Source organism: Alishewanella agri BL06, from assembly GCF_000272005.1.
In the GTDB taxonomy this organism is placed as follows: Bacteria; Pseudomonadota; Gammaproteobacteria; order Enterobacterales; family Alteromonadaceae; genus Alishewanella; species Alishewanella agri.
In genome coordinates this window covers 110,780-130,636 of record NZ_AKKU01000026.1, presented here as the reverse complement: position 1 = coordinate 130,636, position 19,857 = coordinate 110,780, and the positions used below count along the sequence as shown (strand labels likewise).

The window sequence follows — 19,857 nt, the reverse complement described above, 5'->3', positions numbered from 1 at the left end:
CAACCCTTAACATGGTATGGAGTTAACCGTGGAATATAATACTTCTGAGCTTTGCGATCTGTATGCCGATCAGGTTGATGTCGTGGAACCGATTTTTGCCAATTACGGCGGCCGGCGTTCTTTTGGTGGACAAATCCATACCGTAAAGTGTTTTGAAGACAATGGTTTGGTGCGTCAGGTACTGGCAGACAGTGGCATTGGCAAAGTATTGCTGATTGATGGCGGTGGCTCCTCACGCCGGGCACTGATTGATGCCGAACTGGCCTCGCTGGCGGCCACCAACGGTTGGGAAGGTATTGTGTGCTACGGCAGTGTACGCGATCTGGATGCCCTGGAAGACTTTGATATCGGTATTCAGGCAGTGAACGCCATTCCAATTGGCGCTGACGATAATGGCTTTGGTGAAACTGAGGTGCCTGTCAATTTTGCCGGCGTGACGTTTTTACCTGGCGATCATCTGTATGCCGACAGTACCGGCATTATTTTATCGCCGGAAGCGCTGGATATTGAGTAAGTGATGCCTGCGATTCAGTATCTTACAAAGGCGCAGTTAAGCGCCTTTTTTCAACCCCGTCCGGGTGAAAGCCGTCTGGCCGAACAATGCCAACTGCCGGATCCGGCATTGGACTTAGGTGCGAATTTAGCCCGCCATGCCGCAACGGGCGGCCAGTTTGTGTTGCTGGGGATTCCTGAGGATATCGGCCCGCGGGCCAACTGTGGCTTGCCCGGTGCCACCTTGGGCTGGCAGGCATTTTTAAGCAAATTTCTCAATCTGCAGGCAAACAGCTTACTGGATGCGCAGCAGCTGTTAGTGCTGGGTGAAGTCAACTGTGCCGATTTACAGCAGCAGAGCAGCAACCTGAACGCCGCTCATGCCGCGGAGCTGATGCAGCTCCGGCAACTCTGTGCTGAGCTGGATGAGCGGGTTGATGCGGCGGTCGCGCCCATTTTTGCTGCCGGTCTTACCCCCATAGTGATCGGTGGCGGTCATAATAATGCACTGCCGCTGTTACAGGCGCTACACCGCCATACCGGTCAGGCTGTCAACTGTATCAATATTGATCCCCATGCCGATTTTCGTGCGCTGGAAGGTCGCCATAGCGGTAATGGTTTTAGCTATGCGATGGAGAAGCAGCTACTGCAGCATTATCTGGTACTGGGCCTGCACCAGCAAAAAAATAATGCCGCCAGCCTGGCAGCATTGTCGGCCGCCGGTGCCGAGTTTATCAGCTACCAGCAGATTTTTGTGCGCCAACAGCTAAGCTGGCAGCAAGCGCTGGATCTGGCCTGCGATAAGGTACTTAGTGCCCATACACCACTGGCACTGGAGCTGGATACCGATGCGATTACTGCGATGCCGGCCAGTGCGCTCAATTACAGTGGTATCAGCGTGGCGCAGGCAGAGCAGGCGGTGTATCAGCTTGCCCGCTTCCCTGCGACCGCCTACCTGCACCTGGCCGAAGCCGCGCCGGCGCAGCATCCCTCAGGTGTTAGCGCCGGACTTAACCATTGTGGTCAGGTACTAAGCCAACTGGTGCAGGCCTTTATTCTCGGTAAACAACGTCAGGCTGCTGTGGTGGAATAAAGCCAGTAGCAATTTGCCTTAACTAATCCATTGGATTACACTTGGTGTTATGTTAACGACCATAACCGAATTACCGGAATTTATTCGCCGCGCAGAGATACTACTTAAGGAAGCTGAACGCAAAGCAGTTATCGATTATCTTGCTGAGCATCCAAAGGCTGGGGATCTCATCGAAGGCACAGGTGGTCTGCGCAAGCTGCGTTGGAGCCGCGGTAATAAGGGAAAAAGTGGTGGTGTAAGAATAATCTACTATTTTCATGATCAACGTATCCCGCTCTATTTACTTACTGTGTTTGGTAAAAATGAAAAAGCCAATATATCGAAAGCAGAAAGAAATGTGTTGGCTAAATTGGTAGAAATATTAGTGAAACAAGCTTTGGAGCGTGAGTGATGACAACAGCCTTTGAAAGTATTGCGAGAGGGTTGCAAGAGGCTATCGATCTTAGCAGTGGAAAAAAAATTGCAGCCAGAACACATCAAGCCGCTCAAGTCGATGTTGCACAAATCAGACGTGATCTCGGGTTAACCCAAATGGAGTTTGCGGCGAAGTTTTGTATCAGCGTTTCAACACTGAGACACTGGGAAAGAGGTGATCGCAAACCACAAGGCCCCGCATTAGCACTACTTAATGTGGTAGCTAAAGAGCCACAGGCTGTAATGCGGGCGTTGAGTTAATACTAAGCTAAAAGCGCTGGATCGTCCCACCTATAACCAGTTGTTTTAACGGCGATACCCCAAACTGATAGCACAGCTCAGCCGGCTGAGTTATCGCATAACAGCCAAAGTCTGCCCGCATACCCGCTTGCAGTTGCCCCCGATCTTTCAGCCCCAGCGCAGTTGCAGCATGACGGGTGACGCCGAGCAGGGCTTCTTCCGGGGTTAAACGAAACAGCGTGCAGGCCATATTCAGCATCAACTGCAAAGAACAAAACGGTGAGGTGCCGGGATTCAGATCGCTGGCAACCGCCATCGGTACCTGATATTGCCGCAGCAGCGCCAGCGGCGGCAGCTGGGTTTCACGCAGAAAATAATAGGCCCCCGGCAACAATACCGCGACAGTACCGGCTTTCGCCATCGCCGCCACACCGGCTTCATCCAGATATTCAACATGATCGGCCGATAAACCGCCAAACTCAGCCACCAGCGCACTGCCACCCAAATTCGATAACTGCTCGGCATGGGCTTTTACCGGCAGACCTAACGCCGTTGCCGCCGCGAACACCTTACGGCTTTGCGCGACACTAAAACCAATGCCCTCACAGAAGATATCTACGGCATCTACTAAGCCGAGCTGCTGCAACGTCGGCAACATCTGACACACCGCCTCGATATAGCCATCGGCATTATCTTTAAATTCCGGCGGTAAGGCATGCGCGCCCAAAAAGGTTTTGATAATACTGGCCGGATGATGCTGCTCTAGCAAAGCCGCCACTTCTAACAGCTTTTGTTCACTGGCTAAATCCAGACCATAGCCGGATTTGATTTCAACCGTAGTCACCCCTTCACGCAGCAGCGCATTTAAACGATCTTTACCCAGCTTAAACAATTCTTCTTCACTGGCGTCGCGGGTTGCTCGAACGGTACTGGCAATGCCGCCGCCGGCCGCGGCAATTTGCTGATAACTGGCACCTTGCAGACGTAGTTCAAACTCATTGGCACGGTTACCGGCATACAGCAAATGGGTATGGCAATCGATCAGGCCAGGCAGCAGCCACTGCCCCTGCGCATCATAAAGTGGCGTCGTCAGGCTATCAAAAGGCGGCAGCTCGGCCTGAGGCCCGGCATAGGCAATCAGCCCATCCTTAACCGCCAATGCCCCCTGCTCAATAGCACCATAGGGGCTGCCGTTATCTGTCATCGTCGCCAGCTTCGCATTTAGCCATACCGCATCAAAGTCTGCCATTCTGTGCTCCTGTTTACCGCGGCTGTGTTCCATAGCCGGGGTGTTATGCTGTTTAACCACTTTGCAAATAGTCTAACTGAAAAACTTGTATATACAACTAAGATCCGCTATTTTTAGCACATCACTGTGTAACCCTTGCTAACAGGTCAGCCTCGCTATGGCAAAATTTGCCGAAATTAAAGAATTTATGCTGCGCCAGATCGAAAGCGGCGCCTGGCCGGAGCACAGCCGGGTGCCGTCCGAAAATGAGTTGGCAGAGCAGTTCTCCGTCAGCCGGATGACGGCCCGGCGCGCGTTACAGGAACTGACCGAACAGGGTATCCTGTACCGCACCCAGGGCGTCGGTAGCTTTGTCGCCGCGTTAAAATCGCAATCCTCGTTGCTGGAAATCCGCAATATTGCCGATGAGGTGCAAAGCAGTGGCCATGCCTACCGCGCTAAGTTGTTACAACTCACCGAGCTGCCTTGCCCGACTATCGTGGCGACGGCTTTGGGGTTAAAACGCAATGAGCCGGTATTCTTCTCGCTGATCGTGCATTACTCCGATGCTCTGCCACTGCAACTGGAAGCGCGTTATGTCAACCCGAAACAGGTGCCGCTGTATACCCAACAGGACTTTCAGGAAATCACCCCGCATCTGTATTTAAGCCAGATCGCACCGCTGACCGAAGCCGAGCATATTGTTGAAGCTATCTGGCCGGATGATTTTACCTGTCAGCAGTTGCTGCTGAAAAAACCCGAACCCTGCCTGCGTCTGACCCGCCGCACCTTTAGCCGTGACGGCGCGGTCAGCCTGGCCTATTTAACCTCTCCCGGCAGTCGTTACCGGCTGGGAGGCCACCTTAACTTTGCACTACCCCGCTAACCGAGGTTGCTATGAACGATAACCGCATTGATAAAAGCCGGGTGATCCGCGCCCCCCGTGGCAGCCAAATCACCGCTAAGAGCTGGCAAACCGAAGCCGCCAAACGCATGCTGATGAATAATCTGGATCCGGAAGTGGCCGAACATCCCCAGGCGCTGGTGGTGTACGGCGGTATTGGCCGTGCCGCCCGTAACTGGGCCTGCTTTGATAAAATCGTCGAAGTCCTGGACCGGCTGGAAGATAACCAAACCCTGCTGGTACAAAGCGGGAAACCGGTTGGCGTGTTTCCGACGCATCCGGATGCGCCACGGGTACTGATCGCCAACTCGAATCTGGTACCGGCCTGGGCCAACTGGCAGCACTTTAACGAGCTGGACCGCAAAGGCCTGATGATGTACGGCCAGATGACGGCCGGCTCCTGGATCTATATCGGTACTCAGGGCATTGTGCAGGGTACTTATGAGACCTTTGTCGCTATTGCCAAGCAACACTTTGCCGGCAAGGCAGCAGGCAAGTGGATCCTGACCGGCGGCCTCGGTGGCATGGGCGGCGCCCAGCCACTGGCCGCGACGATGGCGGGCTTTCATATGCTGGCCTGTGAAGTGGATGAAAGCCGCATCGATTTCCGGCTCAAGACCCGCTATCTGGATCAAAAAGCCTACTCGCTGGATGAAGCTTTGGCTATGTTAGAACAAGCCAAAGCCAGCGGTAAACCGACCTCAATCGGCTTGCTGGCCAATGCGGCCGATGTGTTTAGCGAGCTGGTGGCCCGCGGTATCACGCCGGATGTGGTCACCGATCAAACCTCGGCGCACGATCCACTGAATGGCTATCTGCCACAGGGCTGGACGCTGGAGCAGGCGAAAGCCAAACGTACGGAGGATGAAGATACCGTGGTCGCGGCCGCTAAAGCCTCAATGGCCGTACAGGTAAAAGCCATTTTGGCCATGCAGCAGCGCGGTGCAGTAGCAACGGACTATGGTAATAATATCCGCCAGATGGCAAAGGATGTCGGTGTAGCCAATGCCTTTGATTTCCCTGGCTTTGTACCCGCCTATATCCGGCCACTGTTTTGTCAGGGCATTGGCCCTTTCCGCTGGGTAGCACTGTCTGGCGATCCGCAAGATATCTATAAAACTGACGCCAAGGTAAAAGAGCTGATCCCGGACGATCCGCACCTGCATAACTGGCTGGATATGGCGCGTGAACGCATTCAGTTTCAGGGCTTGCCAGCACGGATTTGCTGGATCGGCTTAAAAGATCGCGCCCGCATTGCGCTGGCCTTTAATGAGATGGTGAAAAACGGCGAACTCTCCGCCCCCATTATTATTGGCCGCGATCATCTGGACTCCGGCTCCGTTGCCAGCCCGAACCGCGAAACCGAAGCCATGCTGGATGGCTCAGATGCAGTATCGGATTGGCCATTACTGAACGCCCTGCTTAATACCGCCGGTGGCGCCACCTGGGTATCGCTGCATCATGGGGGTGGTGTGGGTATGGGTTACAGCCAACACAGTGGTGTGGTGATCCTGGCTGATGGTACCGAGCAGGCTGCCGCCCGCTTAAGCCGGGTGCTGTGGAATGATCCGGGCACCGGTGTAATGCGCCATGCCGATGCCGGCTATCAGATTGCGGTGGACTGTGCTCACGAGCAGGGTCTTGACCTCCCTATGTTAAACAGAGACTAATTTATGCACTACGCCCTACAACTTACTCCCGGCCAACTGACACTGGCGCAGCTGCGTGCCGTGCAGCAAGGCCCGGTCACGGTGACACTGGATCCGGCTGCGATCCCGGCTATCGAAAAATCGGCTGCTTGTGTCGCCGATATTATTAAGCAAAACAAAGTTGTGTACGGTATTAATACCGGCTTTGGGCTGCTGGCCAATACCCGCATCAAGCATGAAGAGCTGGAACTGTTACAGCGCTCCATCGTGTTATCACACGCCGCCGGTTTTGGTCAGTTTATGGCCGACAGCACGGTACGGCTAATGATGGTACTGAAAATTAACTCCCTGGCCCGTGGCTTCTCTGGCATCCGCTTAAGCGTGATCCAGCTGTTAATTGACATGGTCAACGCCGGGCTTTATCCGTGCATTCCGGAAAAAGGCTCAGTCGGCGCGTCCGGTGATTTGGCGCCGCTGGCGCATATGGTGCTGCCGCTGATTGGCGAAGGTGAAATCTGTTATCAAGGTCAAATCTATGATGCAAAAGAAGCCTTAGCCCTGGTCGGCTTACAGCCACTGACACTGGCCGCCAAAGAAGGTCTGGCGCTATTAAATGGCACCCAGGCCTCTACGGCTTTGGCATTGGAAGGTTTATTCCGAGCCGAAGATCTGTTTGCCGCCGGTAGTGTAGTGGGCGCACTGAGCGTGGAAGCGGCCTTGGGTAGCCGCGCGCCCTTTGACCCGCGTATTCATCTGGCTCGCGGCCAGCAAGGGCAAATTGACGCCGCTGCCATTTATCGGCATTTACTGGGCGATAGCTCAGAGGTCGGTCAATCACACAAAGATTGCGAAAAGGTGCAAGACCCCTACTCGCTGCGCTGCCAGCCACAGGTAATGGGCGCCTGCTTAACACAGATCCGTCAGGCAGCCGCAGTGTTAGCGGTAGAAGCCAATGGTGTTACCGACAACCCGCTGGTGTTTGCTGACGATGGCGATATCTTATCCGGCGGTAACTTCCATGCCGAGCCGGTGGCGATGGCAGCCGATAATCTGGCACTGGCGATTGCCGAAATTGGTGCCCTGTCAGAGCGGCGGATGGCGCTGCTCATCGATGCCAGCTTAAGTAAGCTACCGGCATTTTTAGTGCCGAATGGCGGCGTCAACAGCGGCTTTATGATTGCGCAGGTCACGGCAGCGGCGTTGGCATCGGAAAATAAATCGCTGGCGCATCCGGCCTCAGTGGATAGCCTGCCGACATCAGCTAACCAGGAAGACCATGTGTCGATGGCCACCTTTGCCGCGCGCCGGCTAGCCGATATGGCCGAGAATACCACCGGTGTGCTGGCAGTAGAGTATCTGGCGGCAGCGCAAGGGCTGGAATTCCGTGCGCCGCTAAAAACCACGCCGCTGTTGGAACAGGCAAAAGCCATCCTACGCGAGCAGGTAGCGTTTTATGATCAGGACCGCTATTTCGGCCCGGATATCGAACAAAGCGCCAACTTACTACGCGACGGAAAACTGAACCAGTTTATACCGCCGCAACTGCTCTGCAGCTTCTAACAGTCAGACCTACCTTTGCCCGGCTTTGCCGGGCATTTTCTATCTCATTGCTGGCTAGACCAGTAGCTAAAAACCTGTTAACGTTAATCCAGCAGCCAGAGAGCAATTATCAAACTATAACTATACTGAAATCTGGCCAGACAGGGGCTTACGCTATGAAGTTAAAAGTTGCGCATAAAGTTATTATTGGCTTTGGTTTTATTACGCTGTTATTGCTAATTGCCAGCCTTTCTGCCCTAAGTAGCTTCCGCAGCATTACCAACGCTAATACCCAAGTAAACGAACTGGCGGTACCCGCACAACAACAAAGCAATCTGGCACAAATTCAGTTACTACGCCTTGCCAGACTAACAGCCTCAGGCTTTACTGCCGAACAGCTGTCCGAGATCCAACGCTACCAGCAGAACTTTTTACAAGAACAAGCACAATTTGGTCAACTGGTAGCAAACTTTCCGCAATTGAGCGCAGGTGGCGAGTTACAACAAAGTCTGGATAGTGCCACGCAACATGCGAATCAATCTATAGCCGCCACCACACAGATGTTTAATGCCCGCTTGCAAAGCCTCAATCATCAGTCCGAGCTAACCGAGGAGCTCGCTCAGTTGGAAGTTTTGCTGGACGAGGCCGGTGCAGCCTTGATTGAACTGAGCGAACTAGAGTTACCGCGTAACCGCCAAACTGCCGAGATTATCGCCGGTACCGCAGCCCGCCTCGATGGCCAACTCGTCGGGCTGGTTAACACACTTAGGGAAACCGCGGGTTATAGTGAATATGCGCAGTTTGAGCGCAACAAAGATAACATCAGCTTTGCCCTCAGCGATATGCAGGTTAACGTCGACTATCTGGCTCAATTAGCCGATGGTATTAACACCGATGGTTTGTGGCAGCAATTCGCTGAACAATGGCAGCAATTAACAACACAGCTGGCAAAAGACACTAATCTGGTAAAGCTGAAACAGCTACAAATGGCGGAGCAACAACGCGCCAGAGCAGAGTTACAAAACGCCGAACAACAAGCCGAGCAGGCACTGGTGCTATTAGGTAAAGTGGTAGCGGCAGCAGACCAGCAATTTAATAGCTTACAACAGCAGCTTACCGGCGCCCTAAGCTCAGGTAGCCAGCGTACCTGGTTAATTATGCTGATACTGATTATTCTGGCTGCAACCACCGCTTACTTTACGATCAGTGCCATGCTCAAACCACTGGCTGGTATCAACCATGTGTTGGGCTATGCTGCTGAAGGCGATCTGACCCGCACCCTAAAAATTCAGCAACAAGATGAATTTGGCGCTCTGTCAGAAAAGGTCAATAGTCTGATCACAGCACTAAGCAGTCTGCTAACCAATATCCAGCAAAATGCGGCCGCACTGAATACTACATCTCATCGTTCCACTCAGGCGGTCAGTGAGATCAATCAGTCACTGCATTTACAACAACAGCAAATCAGTAGTGTTAATCAAATTACCGAACAACTTGCTACCAGTACTGCAGCAGTCGCCAACCATGCTGCTGACGCCGGCGAGGCGATGCAGCAAGCCTTGCAACAAAGCCAGCAAATTAGTCGCTTGGCGGCCGATAATAATCAGCGCATCAATAAACTCGCACAACAGCTGGTTAGTACCAGCGCCATTATGCACAAGGTCAATGACGAGTCGACCAATATTGGCGGCATCCTGACCACCATTAGCGCCATTGCCGAACAAACCAATTTACTGGCCTTGAATGCGGCTATTGAAGCGGCACGCGCCGGTGAGCAAGGACGTGGTTTTGCGGTGGTAGCCGATGAGGTCAGATCGCTGGCAGGCCGTACTCAGCAAGCAACCCGCGAGATCCGGCAAATGATTGAGCATTTGCAACAACAAAGTAGCCAAGCAGTTAGCGCCGTACTTAGCGGTAATAAAGATGCCGAAGACTGTGTACAAACGATGACAGCGTTAGTCGAGGCCTTAGGTCAGGTTACTGAAGCAATGAGCGCGACGCTGGAAATCAGTAGTGCCGTCAATCAGGCCAGCAGCAGTCAGCGCCAGCTTGGCCAGGCGATCAACGACAGTATGCACCAGATGGTTGGCCTGGCGCAGCAAAGCGCCAATCAGGCTGAACAAACGCTGAGCAATAGTGCTGAAGTCGCGACCCTGGCGACGCAACTTCAGAGTGCAGCTGCCCGTTTTAAAATTTAATCCGGGCAATAGGCTAACGCGGCTCTGGCATCGGCAAAGCGAAACGCAAAACCACTATCCTGACAAAAAGCGCTACTACTCACCTGCCGCGCCGGCTCGGTTGCGGGCCCGCTCAGGTCGATACTGTCTGCGACCTGGCCTAAACTTTTAGCTGCCGCCTGATAGAATTCTGTTTTAGTTACCCGCTGTGGTGAACTCAGGTTATAGCAGGCGTGGGGCAAGGGCCAGCGGCTGAGAATTTGTAACACGGCAGCCGCCACATCGGCACTATGCACCATATTGACCGGCTGCATCGCCCCGCTCAGTACACGACCTTGGACAAAGCGACCAGGATGCCGGCCCGGCCCCATTAAACCGGATAAGCGCAACGTTAGCCAGTTATCCTGCTGTTGCAGCGCCTGCTCACCGGCTGCCAACAGGGCTACCCGTGGCTGAGTCAGTTGCAGCTCGCTCCGCTCGTTAACGACGCCACTGAGCCCCTGATAAATACCGGTTGAGCTAATATGGATCCCGCCCTTTATCCCTGCAGCCTGGGCTAACTGCGCCAGTTGTTGTAATACCTGCGGATAGTCCGACACTCCTCCTTGCCGAGCACCGGGCGGAATAGTGCAAATTAGCCAGGCATCCTGAAAAAGCGCCAACTGTGCAGCAGACCAGGGCGACTGAAAATCCAGGGCGATACCTTGGAGCGGCGCCGGCAACGCCTCTGCTGCCGCTTGGGTGCGGCGGCTGCCAAAAACCTGGTAACCTGCTGCTGCCAGCACCGGCGCAAGTTGTTGCCCCAGCCAGCCACAGCCAATAATCAGTACTTTTTCTGCCATTCCGTTACTCCGGCAACACCGCATACAGGCCGCTAAATTCCGCGCAAAGCTCACCCTCAGCAAACAGCTGGACATTAATTTGCTGCTTTACCCGCTTGCCTGCAGCCAATGGCGTTAGATCACCAGATACTGCCGCAACTTTACACACTGCGTTGGGTTGGCTGCGAATGGGTTTCAGGTAGCGGATATTGGCATCGGCCAGCACCTGTGCGCCATGCAGGCCCAGACTCTGTAACTGTAAATACAGCATACCCCAGCCGGTTAACGTCGCCAGCGTGTAGATACTGCCGGCAAACATGGTTTGATGCAGATTAATATTGGGTGGCAGCGGCGCCGTACATTGCAGCTGATAACCATCACATTGTTCAATCTGCAGTTGCATATAGGCACTGAGCGGAATAGTGCTGTGCCAGGTTTGTTGCAGGCTTTGGCACCAGTGTTGCCAGTCTGCAGGACTACCGGCCAAACAGAGCTGCTTTTGCATCCGCTGATGCGTAATACCAAACTGGGTCGGCGCTGTTGCGACGACCCGATACCCCTGACGCTGATAAAATGCCAGCGCGCTGTCGCGGGCGTTTAGTACGATATATTTCATCCCCAGCTGCACAGCCTGCTGCTCTAGTGCCTGTAAAATACGGCTACCGGCGCCTTTGCCCTGCCATGACTCAGCCACCGCCATATAGCGGACCTGAGCAGTCTCATTATCAACTTGATGTAAACGCCCGACAGCTGCGACCTGCCCCTGCGCATCAAGTAGCATCTGATGAAAGCTGCTTTGCTCCAACTCATCCTGCTCTGAACCCGGTGGTTGCTGCCAGGGTGCGCGCAGCACCTGCCAACGCAGCTGATAATAGGCCTGCCACTGTGCCGGAGTTTGCGGACTAGCCAGGGTTAAGGTTTTTGCCATGAGCGGCTCTCCAGCATAAAAGTAACGGGGCCGTCGTTGGTCAGACTAACCTGCATATCGGCAGCAAACTGGCCAGTTGCAACTTGAAGCCCCAGCTCACGGCAGTAAGTGCAAAATGCCTGATAATACTGCTGCGCCAATGCCGGTGCTGCTGCGGGTGTAAAGCTGGGACGCAGCCCGGATTGGGTATCCGCTGCCAGGGTAAATTGTGACACCACCAGTAAGGCACCACCAGCCTGCTGTACATTCAGGTTCATTTTACCGTTGTCATCACTAAATACCCGGTAACGGCAAACTTTCTCTGCCAATTTTCGCAGATCGGCTTCGCAATCCCCGGCTTCAACCGCCAATAACACCAATAAACCCCGTTCGATTGCGCCAACCCTAATGCCGGCGACCTCAACTTTGGCCTGACTGACTCTCTGAATTAATGCTTTCATTGACTACTCTGTTTCAGTTTCAACTGCGTTGACCGCACGTTCCGGTACCGGACAAACTTCATCTTCCCGACATTGCCCGCTCTCACGCTGTTGCAATAAGGCTGTGAGCTCTGCACCGAGTAATACCACCATCCACGACAAGTGTACCCAGACAAATAAGATCGGTAATAAAGCTAAAGCGCCATAAATGGTTTGATAGGCTGTGAAATGGGTTACATACAACGCAAAACCGTATTTGGAAAACTCAAACAATACCATCGCCAGTAAGGCGCCCCATAGTGCATGCTTAACACGAACTTTAAGATTTGGTACCACCAGATACAGGATAAAAAACGCTGCCAGCGACATCAGATAGGGAACCAGCTCCAGCACCAGCGTCGAAAAGCCGGGCGTATAATCGTCAGCAAAAGCACTTAAACGCACCAGATAAGAGGTTACGCCAATCGACAAACCAAATAAAATCGGCCCTAGTGTTAGGATCATCCAGTAAATTGAAAACGAAATCACCAGCCGAGGCCGGCTGGTCACCCGCCAGATTTTATTCAGGGTTTTATCAATATTATGGATCAGCAACAGCGCTAGTATCACCAACGCCAGAATACCGACTGCCGTCATGCTACCGGTATTACCGATAAACTGCGTGAGATAAGCCTGGATTTCATCTCCGCGCGACGGAATGACATTGGCATAGATAAACTGCTCCATATTCGCGCGAAACTCCGCAAACATCGGAAAAGCACTGAGCATCGCAAACATCACTGTCACCAGCGGCACCAGCGATAGTAACGAAATATAGGTCAGATAACCGCCGATTACCTGGATCTGATCTTGTTGACAACGCTGCCAATAGGCTTTGCCAAAGTCGATACTTTGTCGCCAATAGCCTTGCCAGCCAGAAAATTGCATAAAAACTCCATGCTCGTCGCTTTTCATCGCATCGCCCGAAATAAAAGGATACTGGAAAAGATCAGTGCAAACCAGCCACTCGCATTTGCTGTTTATTTGTAAAAAAATGTAACGAATCGGCTATTTTAGCTGCATCCAGCGGCAAGATCCGCTATCTTTGTACCCGGATTAACCCAAAAAGGAAACCCAACATGAAATTAGCAACGCTGGCGTTAGCCGGTATCATGGCGCTGATGGTTGCTGGTTGTGCCTCAACGGACGAGAATCGCTCCGCTCGGAAATCAACCGGCCAGACCATCGTTAATGAGAATGGTGAAGTCACTCACATTTGTCACACTGAAAAACCAACAGGTTCGCGTATTGGTGAACGGGTTTGTCGTACCGTAGAGCAAATTGAGCGTGATCGCGAAGCGGCCCGGGCTGAAGCCGCCCGTATGCAGCGTAGCAGCATGACAGCACCAGTGGGCGGTTAAACATCGCCGGGGATGTGGCAGTTGCCGCTGCCACATCCTAGCTCCTGTTACGGTGTGCGCACAACAACACCAAGCCCAGCCCCGACAATACCAGCCCCCCCGCAACCAGCAACCTGCTGTGCATAGGCTCAGCAAGCAGAATGACCGCGAGTAATGCTGCAACAACTGGTACCGCTAATTGTACCGAAGCCGCCTGCATCGCCGATAATGCCGGCAACACCCGATACCAGATCGCATACCCAATACCTGAAGTTAATGCACCTGAAGCCACAGCCAGCAACACACCAGACAGATCCCACTGCCAATATTGCCAGCCAAGCAGAGTGATAACGCTAGCTAATGGCACGCTACGTACAAAATTACCCGCAGTAACTAATAATGCCGGCCCGCCGGTTCGCCCTAACAGCGAGTACAGGCCCCAGGCCATCCCGGCACCAATCATCAGTAATCCGGCACCGGCAGAAGGTGCCGCTGCACCTGGCAAGAGTAAATACACCATACCAGACAGGGCCATTAGTGCCCCCAACCATTGCCAGCGAGTAACCTGCTCACGCTGTCTGACACTATATAACAACATTGTCAGTTGTACGGCAGCAAACAAGATTAACGCACCGGTTGCCGTATCTAACTGCAGATACGCATAGGAGAACAAGATGGCATAACCAAACAAACTGAGGGCACCGGGCCAGGACCCGGCGATGCCTAGCTGGCGCTGTCCCCACCAAACCAGGAACAGTAATGTCAGGGCGCCCGCTGTCAGACGCACCAGGGTAAAACTGTTCGCATCGATCTCGGTAAGCGTAAAGGCGGCCCGGCTTAATAAACTATTGCCGGCAAACGCCAGAATGGATAACGCAGTCAGAATCAGTATGCGCCAAAATGTCAAAGTGTGCCCCTGCCATGTTCTATTTTAAAGAATTTATTATAGAATTTTATTCGATATATTCGTTTTATTCAGCCTGGTAGACTACCGCTGTAGATGCAGCTTACCGCTCGTTGTGCAGTATTATCACATCCGGAGGTACCGATGTTAGAGATTATTCGCGCTAATCAACGTGGCCGTGCCCACTTTGGCTGGCTGAAAAGCCAGCATACCTTTTCCTTTGGCGATTACTACAACCCACAGCAAATGGGGTTCTCAGCATTAAGGGTAATCAACGATGATGAGGTAGCACCCGGCGCCGGTTTTAGTACCCATGGTCACCGCAATATGGAAATTATCAGCTATGTGCTGCGCGGGAAAATTGCACATAAAGATTCTGCCGGTAATGAAGAAATTTTGCCGGCCGGTGAATTCCAGTTAATGAGTGCCGGCAAAGGCATTTATCACAGCGAATATAATGCCAGCCAGACAGAGATCCTAAAGTTTTTGCAAATCTGGATCGAACCAAATCTGCGCGATGGTGAGCCAGGATATCAGCAAAAGGACTTTGGTAACCAGGCTGGCTTAACCTGGGTGATCACCCCAGATGGTCGTGATGGTACCTTGCGCATCAAGCAGGATGCCGCTTTGGCACAGCTGCTGTTAACCAAAGAGCAAGTATTAGATTTTCCGGTACAAGCCGGTCGCGCTTACTATCTGCATCTGATAGAGGGTGAGCTGGCCTTGGCGAATGTAACATTGGCAGCAGGCGATGGTTTAAAGATCGCAGCTGTCGACAAGCTGCAGGGCGTGGTAACGCAGGGGCCGCTGCGAGCGCTATGGTTTGATTTACCGCTGTAACACGAGATTGCCTGTTAGCCCGACCTTAGCGGGCTAACACAGAGCTGCAGACACTGAGAGCGCGCCTGTAACCATAACGCTACTTGTCGTGACTAAGCTGCATCAAACGTTCAAAGCTGGCTAACGGCAGCGCCTGAGCAAACTCTAAGCCAAGCCGCACCGTACCTGTGGGTCGGGTACTGCGTTTCACCATGGCCGCGACCGGCGGCAAAGTGTCAGGTAACAACAGACTTAACTGCTCGCCGCGCCCTATTAACGGAGCCTCTTGGCTTAAGGCCAATAAGCCGCCTTTTACCGACAAATCTAACAATTCCGCCTCAATTTGCTCGCCGGCTGCCAGCTGGATCTTAACCGGGATGCGCACCGGGTTGCGCTTATCAGAGCGCAGTGATAAGTACTGTACCACTTCCGGATAGCGAATAACCAACAACCGGTATGGGTGGCTTATGACATTTAAAATTTCAGATTTAAAGGCATAAACCCTTCCCTGCTCGGCCTCTGCTACAAAACGGCAAATTAAACCTGTTTTCTGTGACAGTATATTTTTTGGCAGTGCCGGTTCAGTCGCAGCGATTCTGACAAGCAGATATTGCTTCTTTTCGAAACCGACTAACTCAGCCCGGATCCGAAACGCCGAGTTAACCAATAACTGGACTTCTAGCCGAAGCCCGAGATTAAACGCCTGCCAAAATGCCGAGTCTGGCTCCAACTCTGCCAGCGTTACCGAACCTTTGCTTTCTATTTTCATCTATCAGCCTGACATCCCGAAAGACCATTAATTGAGTCTAACAAAAGTTGCGGATACTACCTATAAGACTTTGGCTTAGCCATTAATTCTAAAAATAAGAACAAAATGATAAATTATATCCAATTTTAACAATCAACAATCTGCACTATAGTTACCTCATCGACAGCAGTTAGTTCGACAACAGTAAAAAATTCACTTAACTTGAGGTTACCGATATGAACAAAGCGACAGCGTTAATTCAACAAATTACGACTACCCAAGCTGGCTGGGGTGCCTTAGCGCTGCGGGTTCCGGTTGGGATTATTTTTGCGGCTCACGGCGCACAAAAACTGTTCGGCTGGTTTGGCGGTTACGGTTTAGCGGGCACAGGCGCCTGGATGGACAGTATTGGCTTAACACCTGGTGTGGTAATGGCCTTTTTGGCGGGCGCGGCAGAGTTCTTTGGCGGTCTGGCGTTGATCCTCGGATTCTTAACCCGGCCTGCTGCGGCGGCACTGGCATTCGCCATGTTGGTTGCCATCTTTAGCGTACACTTTGAAAACGGTTTGTTTATGAGCAACAATGGCTACGAGTTTGGCTTAGCGTTATTAGCAGCCAGTGTCTCCTTGCTGTTCAGCGGGGCGGGTAAAGTATCTGTCGATGCGTTAATCAGCCGCAAGCACTAACTTCGCCAGGCAGTTTGCCTAAGCCGGCAAACTGCCTCTTTTGCAGGAGCGACAGATGGCACGTTCAACGTTGGAACAATGGCGGATGTTTAAAGCCGTCGCCGAACATGGTGGTTTCCATCAGGCAGCTGAAGTTGTCTATAAGAGCCAGTCTACGGTACACCACGCTGTGCACAAACTGGAACAAACTCTTGATGTCCAGCTGTTTCAGGTGGAAGGCCGGAAAACGACGCTTACCGCTGCCGGTGAACAATTATTACGCCGGATTAACTTTTTGCTGGCCGAAGCAGATCGGATGGAAAATGTCGCACTGAATTTAAAAGCCGGCGTAGAATCCAAACTGAGTATTGCCGTGGATGAGGCTTTCCCGCGCGATATTCTCTATCAGACCCTGGCCGCCGTTTCGGCGGAATACCCGCTGATCCGGATCGAATTACTGGAGACTATCTTGTCTGGCGCCAACGAGTTACTGAGCCAGGGTAAAGCAGAAATCGCGGTCTCACCTTTTACCTTGCCGGATAATCTGAATGAGGACCTGTGTCAAATCGAGTTTATTGCCGTGGCTGGGCCGCAACACCCCCTGACTCAGCCAAGACGGGAGCTGGCTTTGGAAGAGTTGAAACAGTGCCGGCAAATCGTGTTACGTGATTCGGCACAGCATCAGAAGAAAGATGTCGGCTGGTTGGGATCAGAACAACGCTGGACTGTCAGCCATGTTGCAACGTCAATTGAGTTATTACGTAAGAATTTGGGCTTCGCCTGGTTACCTAAGCACGCCGTGCAACCCTTTTTGGATAACGGTGAACTCTTACCCTTACAACTCCCCCGTGGCAGCAGCCGTACCTTCACTTTTTATTTGAATTTTAATGATGCTGATACACTTGGCCCGGTAGCACGTAGCTTCTTAGGTCACTTACGCTACCTGAGTAATGATTAACAGACCATGGAGAGCAAATAATGAGTAATCAACAACCACAGATTGATGCGGATTGTGAACTGGGGCAAAGCTGCCCTGGCATCGCGATGATTATCGAACCTAAAGCCAAAGATCTCGGTGGTTTTACCGTGCGTCGTTGTCTACCGGTGAGGCAGCAGCGTAATGTCGGTCCCTGGATCTTCTTCGACGAAATGGGCCCGGCGCAGTTTGAGGCCGGTAGCGGGGTTAATGTCAGACCCCACCCTCATATCAACCTGGCAACAGTGACTTATCTGTTTGCCGGCGAAATTCTGCACCGCGACTCGCTGGGCAGTTATCAGGCAATTCAGCCAGGTGATATTAATTTAATGGTCGCTGGGCGTGGCATCGTGCACTCTGAACGTGAACGGCCCGAAGTGCACCAACAAGCACATCCTTTGCATGGCTTGCAGTTATGGCTGGCGCTGCCAGAAGCCGACGAAGAATGTGATCCTGGTTTCTATCATTATCCCTCTGACAGTATTCCAACCCTGGAGCTGGCTGGCGTGCCAGTTCGGGTGATGATTGGTCAGGCATACGGTGTGACCTCGCCAGTAAAAACCTTCTTCGAAACGCTCTATCTGGAGGCTCGTTTACAGGCTGGGCAAACGTTGAAACTGCCACCAGCCGCTGAGCGGGCGCTGTATTTAACGCACGGCGAACTGACGCTGCGAGGAAGCCGCATTCAGGCACAACAACTGGTGGTATTAAGCGCTGAGACTGAGCTGGAAGTTTTCGCCAGCACTGACTGTCAGCTGGCGCTGATTGGCGGCGAGAGCATTGGCCAACGCTTTATCGAATGGAACTTTGTTTCCAGCAGTAAAGCACGGATTGAGCAGGCCAAAGCCGACTGGCAAGCCGGACGCTTTGCCAAAGTTCCTGGCGATGAGGAAGAGTTTATTCCGTTACCGGGCTAAGTCATCAAGCCGGACACTAAACCGGGTACCAATACCTGGTTTAGAGACCACACTGATCGCGCCCTGCAGATTTTTCTGCACAATGTTATACACTATTGAAAGCCCAAGCCCCGTGCCGCCGCGACCGCGTCGGGTGGTAAAAAAGGGTTCGAAGATCCGCTGCTGTGCGTCTTTTGGGATGCCACAGCCATTATCAGTTACCCGAATTTGCGCACGCCCGGAAGACAGCATCGAACTCTCTATGGCAATCACTCGAACCGTCTCCCGGGCAAAGCCGTCATAAGCATGGATGCAAGCATTGGTAATCAGATTGGTCAGCACCTGCGCTATGGCCCCGGGGTAAGAGCTTAAGGTCATCCCGCTTTGCAAGGCTAGCTCAAGCTTCACCTGATGCTGTTTACAGAACGGTAGCAGTGTATTGACGACATCCAAAATATAGTCATCAACTGCGAATCGGTGCAACTCGTAATGTGACTGGTCAACAGCACTTTGTTTAAATTGGCTGATTAACTCGGCTGCACGAATCAGATTACGCTCAACCAGGCCGGCCGAGTTTTGTAATTCCGCTAAGGTTTTCTGCAGTTGCATTTTCCCCAAGGTACCGTTATCAATGCTTCGCTGTACAGAGTTTAATAAGTGACTGCAATGCGAAATGCCGGTTAAACCGATACCCACCGGAGTATTCACCTCATGCGCAATACCTGCAACCAAGCTGCCTAACGATGCCATTTTTTCTGATTCAATTAAATGCTGCTGAGTTTGTCGTAATTGATCCAGTGTTTGCTGTAAATGGGCGGTACGCTCTACTACCTGGCTTTCCAAACGCTCATTTGCCTGCTCCAGTTGTTGCTGATAACGCACCCGATCTACCGCTGCGCATACCCTGCCATATAAATCCGATAACGCGGCAACAAAACTGGCATCTCCGTCGCTCCACTGTCGTGGAGCTGTGGTATGCTCACAACAAATTATGCCGATCACTTCGCCTTGATAACGCAAGGGCACGTCCAGCATTGACCAAATATCCTGCGGCACCAGATAAGACTCAGTAAATTCTGAGGTTGCGGGATCTGAACGCGCATGGCTTGCAATAATTACCCTTTTCTTATCTAGCTCAGCAAAATAGTGAGGGAATTGTGCACGGGTTAAAATTGGTAATTCGGTAATTTGGCTGTTATTGCGTTTACAAAGCCGCTGGCAATGCATCGCATCACCCCCGGCATTATAAAGCCAGATACTAGCACGGCTGGTGTCTAGTCCCTGTAAACAGCTTTGTAATAACCGCAGCTCTGCTTGCGCTTTATCGCCGCTATCTAACACCGGATCCATCGATAACGACAGCAGCAAGTTTTCCAGTAAATCGTTCAGCATCGGCGACTAGGCTACCCGAAAGCGTGCCGCGACTTGTTGTAAATCATTACCCAGCTGGCTTAGGTTGGTACTGGCCATCGCAGTCTGCTCACTGGCCTGAAAACCGGTTAATAATTTGGTACGCACGCTGATATTTTGCAGCGATTTAGTGAGTGCACCCATAGCAGCATATTC

22 protein-coding genes are annotated in these 19,857 nt (G+C 52.3%); 13 read left to right on the top strand and 9 right to left on the bottom strand.

Going from position 1 to position 19,857, the window contains the following annotated elements:
* The first annotated feature begins 28 nt into the window (after positions 1-28).
* From rraA to AGRI_RS14190, 4 genes are read left to right on the top strand one after another with little or no spacing between them, the layout of a single operon-like run.
* Positions 29-514 (top strand): ribonuclease E activity regulator RraA, encoded by a 486-nt coding sequence (gene rraA / locus AGRI_RS14205; protein ID WP_008985581.1) that lies wholly within the window; start codon positions 29-31, stop codon positions 512-514.
* Positions 515-517: 3 nt separating this feature from the next.
* Positions 518-1,585, top strand: a complete 1,068-nt coding sequence (locus AGRI_RS14200) for a formimidoylglutamase (protein WP_008985580.1) — start codon at positions 518-520, stop codon at positions 1,583-1,585.
* Between the two features lie 49 nt (positions 1,586-1,634).
* Complete coding sequence (locus tag AGRI_RS14195; protein ID WP_008985579.1) at positions 1,635-1,976, top strand: type II toxin-antitoxin system RelE/ParE family toxin; 342 nt, start codon at positions 1,635-1,637, stop codon at positions 1,974-1,976.
* A complete protein-coding gene (locus AGRI_RS14190; protein WP_008985578.1) occupies positions 1,976-2,260 on the top strand; it encodes a helix-turn-helix domain-containing protein in 285 nt (94 codons plus the stop codon). The genes AGRI_RS14195 and AGRI_RS14190 overlap by 1 nt, the downstream gene beginning before the upstream one ends.
* Positions 2,261-2,267: 7 nt before the next feature.
* Here the strand turns inward: AGRI_RS14190 and hutI are convergent, their stop codons facing one another.
* Positions 2,268-3,488 carry an imidazolonepropionase gene (gene hutI, locus AGRI_RS14185; RefSeq protein WP_008985577.1) on the bottom strand — a complete coding sequence of 407 codons (1,221 nt, stop codon included), beginning with the start codon at positions 3,486-3,488 and terminating at the stop codon, positions 2,268-2,270.
* A 157-nt stretch (positions 3,489-3,645) separates the two neighbouring features.
* Between hutI and hutC the strand changes: the two genes are divergently transcribed.
* The 4 genes from hutC (at position 3,646) to AGRI_RS14165 (ending at position 9,757) form a co-directional block, all read left to right on the top strand.
* Positions 3,646-4,353 carry a histidine utilization repressor gene (gene hutC, locus AGRI_RS14180; RefSeq protein WP_008951163.1) on the top strand — a complete coding sequence of 236 codons (708 nt, stop codon included), beginning with the start codon at positions 3,646-3,648 and terminating at the stop codon, positions 4,351-4,353.
* Positions 4,354-4,364: 11 nt separating this feature from the next.
* Positions 4,365-6,041 (top strand): urocanate hydratase, encoded by a 1,677-nt coding sequence (gene hutU / locus AGRI_RS14175; RefSeq protein ID WP_008985576.1) that lies wholly within the window; start codon positions 4,365-4,367, stop codon positions 6,039-6,041.
* A 3-nt stretch (positions 6,042-6,044) separates the two neighbouring features.
* Positions 6,045-7,580: a histidine ammonia-lyase gene (gene hutH, locus AGRI_RS14170; protein WP_008985575.1), complete on the top strand. Its 1,536-nt coding sequence runs from the start codon at positions 6,045-6,047 to the stop codon at positions 7,578-7,580.
* Between the two features lie 155 nt (positions 7,581-7,735).
* Positions 7,736-9,757 (top strand): methyl-accepting chemotaxis protein, encoded by a 2,022-nt coding sequence (locus AGRI_RS14165; RefSeq protein WP_008985574.1) that lies wholly within the window; start codon positions 7,736-7,738, stop codon positions 9,755-9,757.
* Here AGRI_RS14165 and AGRI_RS14160 read toward each other — a convergent pair.
* From AGRI_RS14160 to AGRI_RS14145, 4 genes are read right to left on the bottom strand one after another with little or no spacing between them, the layout of a single operon-like run.
* Entirely contained in the window at positions 9,754-10,578 is an 825-nt protein-coding gene (locus tag AGRI_RS14160) for an NAD(P)H-binding protein (RefSeq protein ID WP_008985573.1), read from the bottom strand. The two genes, AGRI_RS14165 and AGRI_RS14160, sit on opposite strands and share 4 nt — an antisense overlap.
* Positions 10,579-10,582: 4 nt before the next feature.
* Positions 10,583-11,485: a bifunctional GNAT family N-acetyltransferase/hotdog fold thioesterase gene (locus AGRI_RS14155; protein WP_008985572.1), complete on the bottom strand. Its 903-nt coding sequence runs from the start codon at positions 11,483-11,485 to the stop codon at positions 10,583-10,585.
* The gene (gene dtd / locus AGRI_RS14150) at positions 11,470-11,925 is read right to left on the bottom strand and encodes a D-aminoacyl-tRNA deacylase (protein WP_008985571.1); all 456 of its coding nucleotides are present in this window, start codon (positions 11,923-11,925) and stop codon (positions 11,470-11,472) included. Before dtd ends, AGRI_RS14155 begins: the two co-directional genes overlap by 16 nt.
* A 3-nt stretch (positions 11,926-11,928) precedes the next feature.
* The gene (locus AGRI_RS14145; RefSeq protein WP_008985570.1) at positions 11,929-12,831 is read right to left on the bottom strand and encodes a virulence factor BrkB family protein; all 903 of its coding nucleotides are present in this window, start codon (positions 12,829-12,831) and stop codon (positions 11,929-11,931) included.
* A gap of 191 nt (positions 12,832-13,022) precedes the next feature.
* Here AGRI_RS14145 and AGRI_RS14140 point away from each other — a divergent pair, with 191 nt between their 5' ends.
* A complete protein-coding gene (locus AGRI_RS14140) occupies positions 13,023-13,304 on the top strand; it encodes a hypothetical protein (protein WP_008985569.1) in 282 nt (93 codons plus the stop codon).
* A gap of 37 nt (positions 13,305-13,341) precedes the next feature.
* Here AGRI_RS14140 and AGRI_RS14135 read toward each other — a convergent pair whose 3' ends face one another.
* Positions 13,342-14,190 (bottom strand): DMT family transporter, encoded by an 849-nt coding sequence (locus tag AGRI_RS14135; protein ID WP_008985568.1) that lies wholly within the window; start codon positions 14,188-14,190, stop codon positions 13,342-13,344.
* Positions 14,191-14,331: 141 nt separating this feature from the next.
* Between AGRI_RS14135 and AGRI_RS14130 the strand changes: the two genes are divergently transcribed.
* A complete protein-coding gene (locus tag AGRI_RS14130) occupies positions 14,332-15,027 on the top strand; it encodes a pirin family protein (protein WP_008985567.1) in 696 nt (231 codons plus the stop codon).
* Positions 15,028-15,106: 79 nt separating this feature from the next.
* Here the strand turns inward: AGRI_RS14130 and AGRI_RS14125 are convergent, their stop codons facing one another.
* The gene (locus tag AGRI_RS14125; protein ID WP_008985566.1) at positions 15,107-15,775 is read right to left on the bottom strand and encodes a PilZ domain-containing protein; all 669 of its coding nucleotides are present in this window, start codon (positions 15,773-15,775) and stop codon (positions 15,107-15,109) included.
* A 215-nt stretch (positions 15,776-15,990) separates the two neighbouring features.
* Here AGRI_RS14125 and AGRI_RS14120 point away from each other — a divergent pair, with 215 nt between their 5' ends.
* From AGRI_RS14120 to AGRI_RS14110, 3 genes are read left to right on the top strand one after another with little or no spacing between them, the layout of a single operon-like run.
* On the top strand, positions 15,991-16,440 hold the full coding sequence (locus tag AGRI_RS14120) for a DoxX family protein (protein ID WP_008985565.1): 450 nt from the start codon (positions 15,991-15,993) through the stop codon (positions 16,438-16,440).
* 55 nt (positions 16,441-16,495) lie between these two features.
* A complete protein-coding gene (locus AGRI_RS14115; protein WP_008985564.1) occupies positions 16,496-17,377 on the top strand; it encodes a LysR family transcriptional regulator in 882 nt (293 codons plus the stop codon).
* A 20-nt stretch (positions 17,378-17,397) separates the two neighbouring features.
* Positions 17,398-18,312, top strand: a complete 915-nt coding sequence (locus AGRI_RS14110) for a pirin family protein (protein ID WP_008985563.1) — start codon at positions 17,398-17,400, stop codon at positions 18,310-18,312.
* Here AGRI_RS14110 and AGRI_RS14105 read toward each other — a convergent pair.
* Both AGRI_RS14105 and AGRI_RS16605 read right to left on the bottom strand, forming a co-directional pair.
* The gene (locus AGRI_RS14105; RefSeq protein WP_008985562.1) at positions 18,301-19,683 is read right to left on the bottom strand and encodes a GAF domain-containing sensor histidine kinase; all 1,383 of its coding nucleotides are present in this window, start codon (positions 19,681-19,683) and stop codon (positions 18,301-18,303) included. The two genes, AGRI_RS14110 and AGRI_RS14105, sit on opposite strands and share 12 nt — an antisense overlap.
* A 6-nt stretch (positions 19,684-19,689) precedes the next feature.
* On the bottom strand, positions 19,690-19,845 hold the full coding sequence (locus AGRI_RS16605; protein WP_008609057.1) for a hypothetical protein: 156 nt from the start codon (positions 19,843-19,845) through the stop codon (positions 19,690-19,692).
* Between the last annotated feature and the right edge of the window lie 12 nt (positions 19,846-19,857).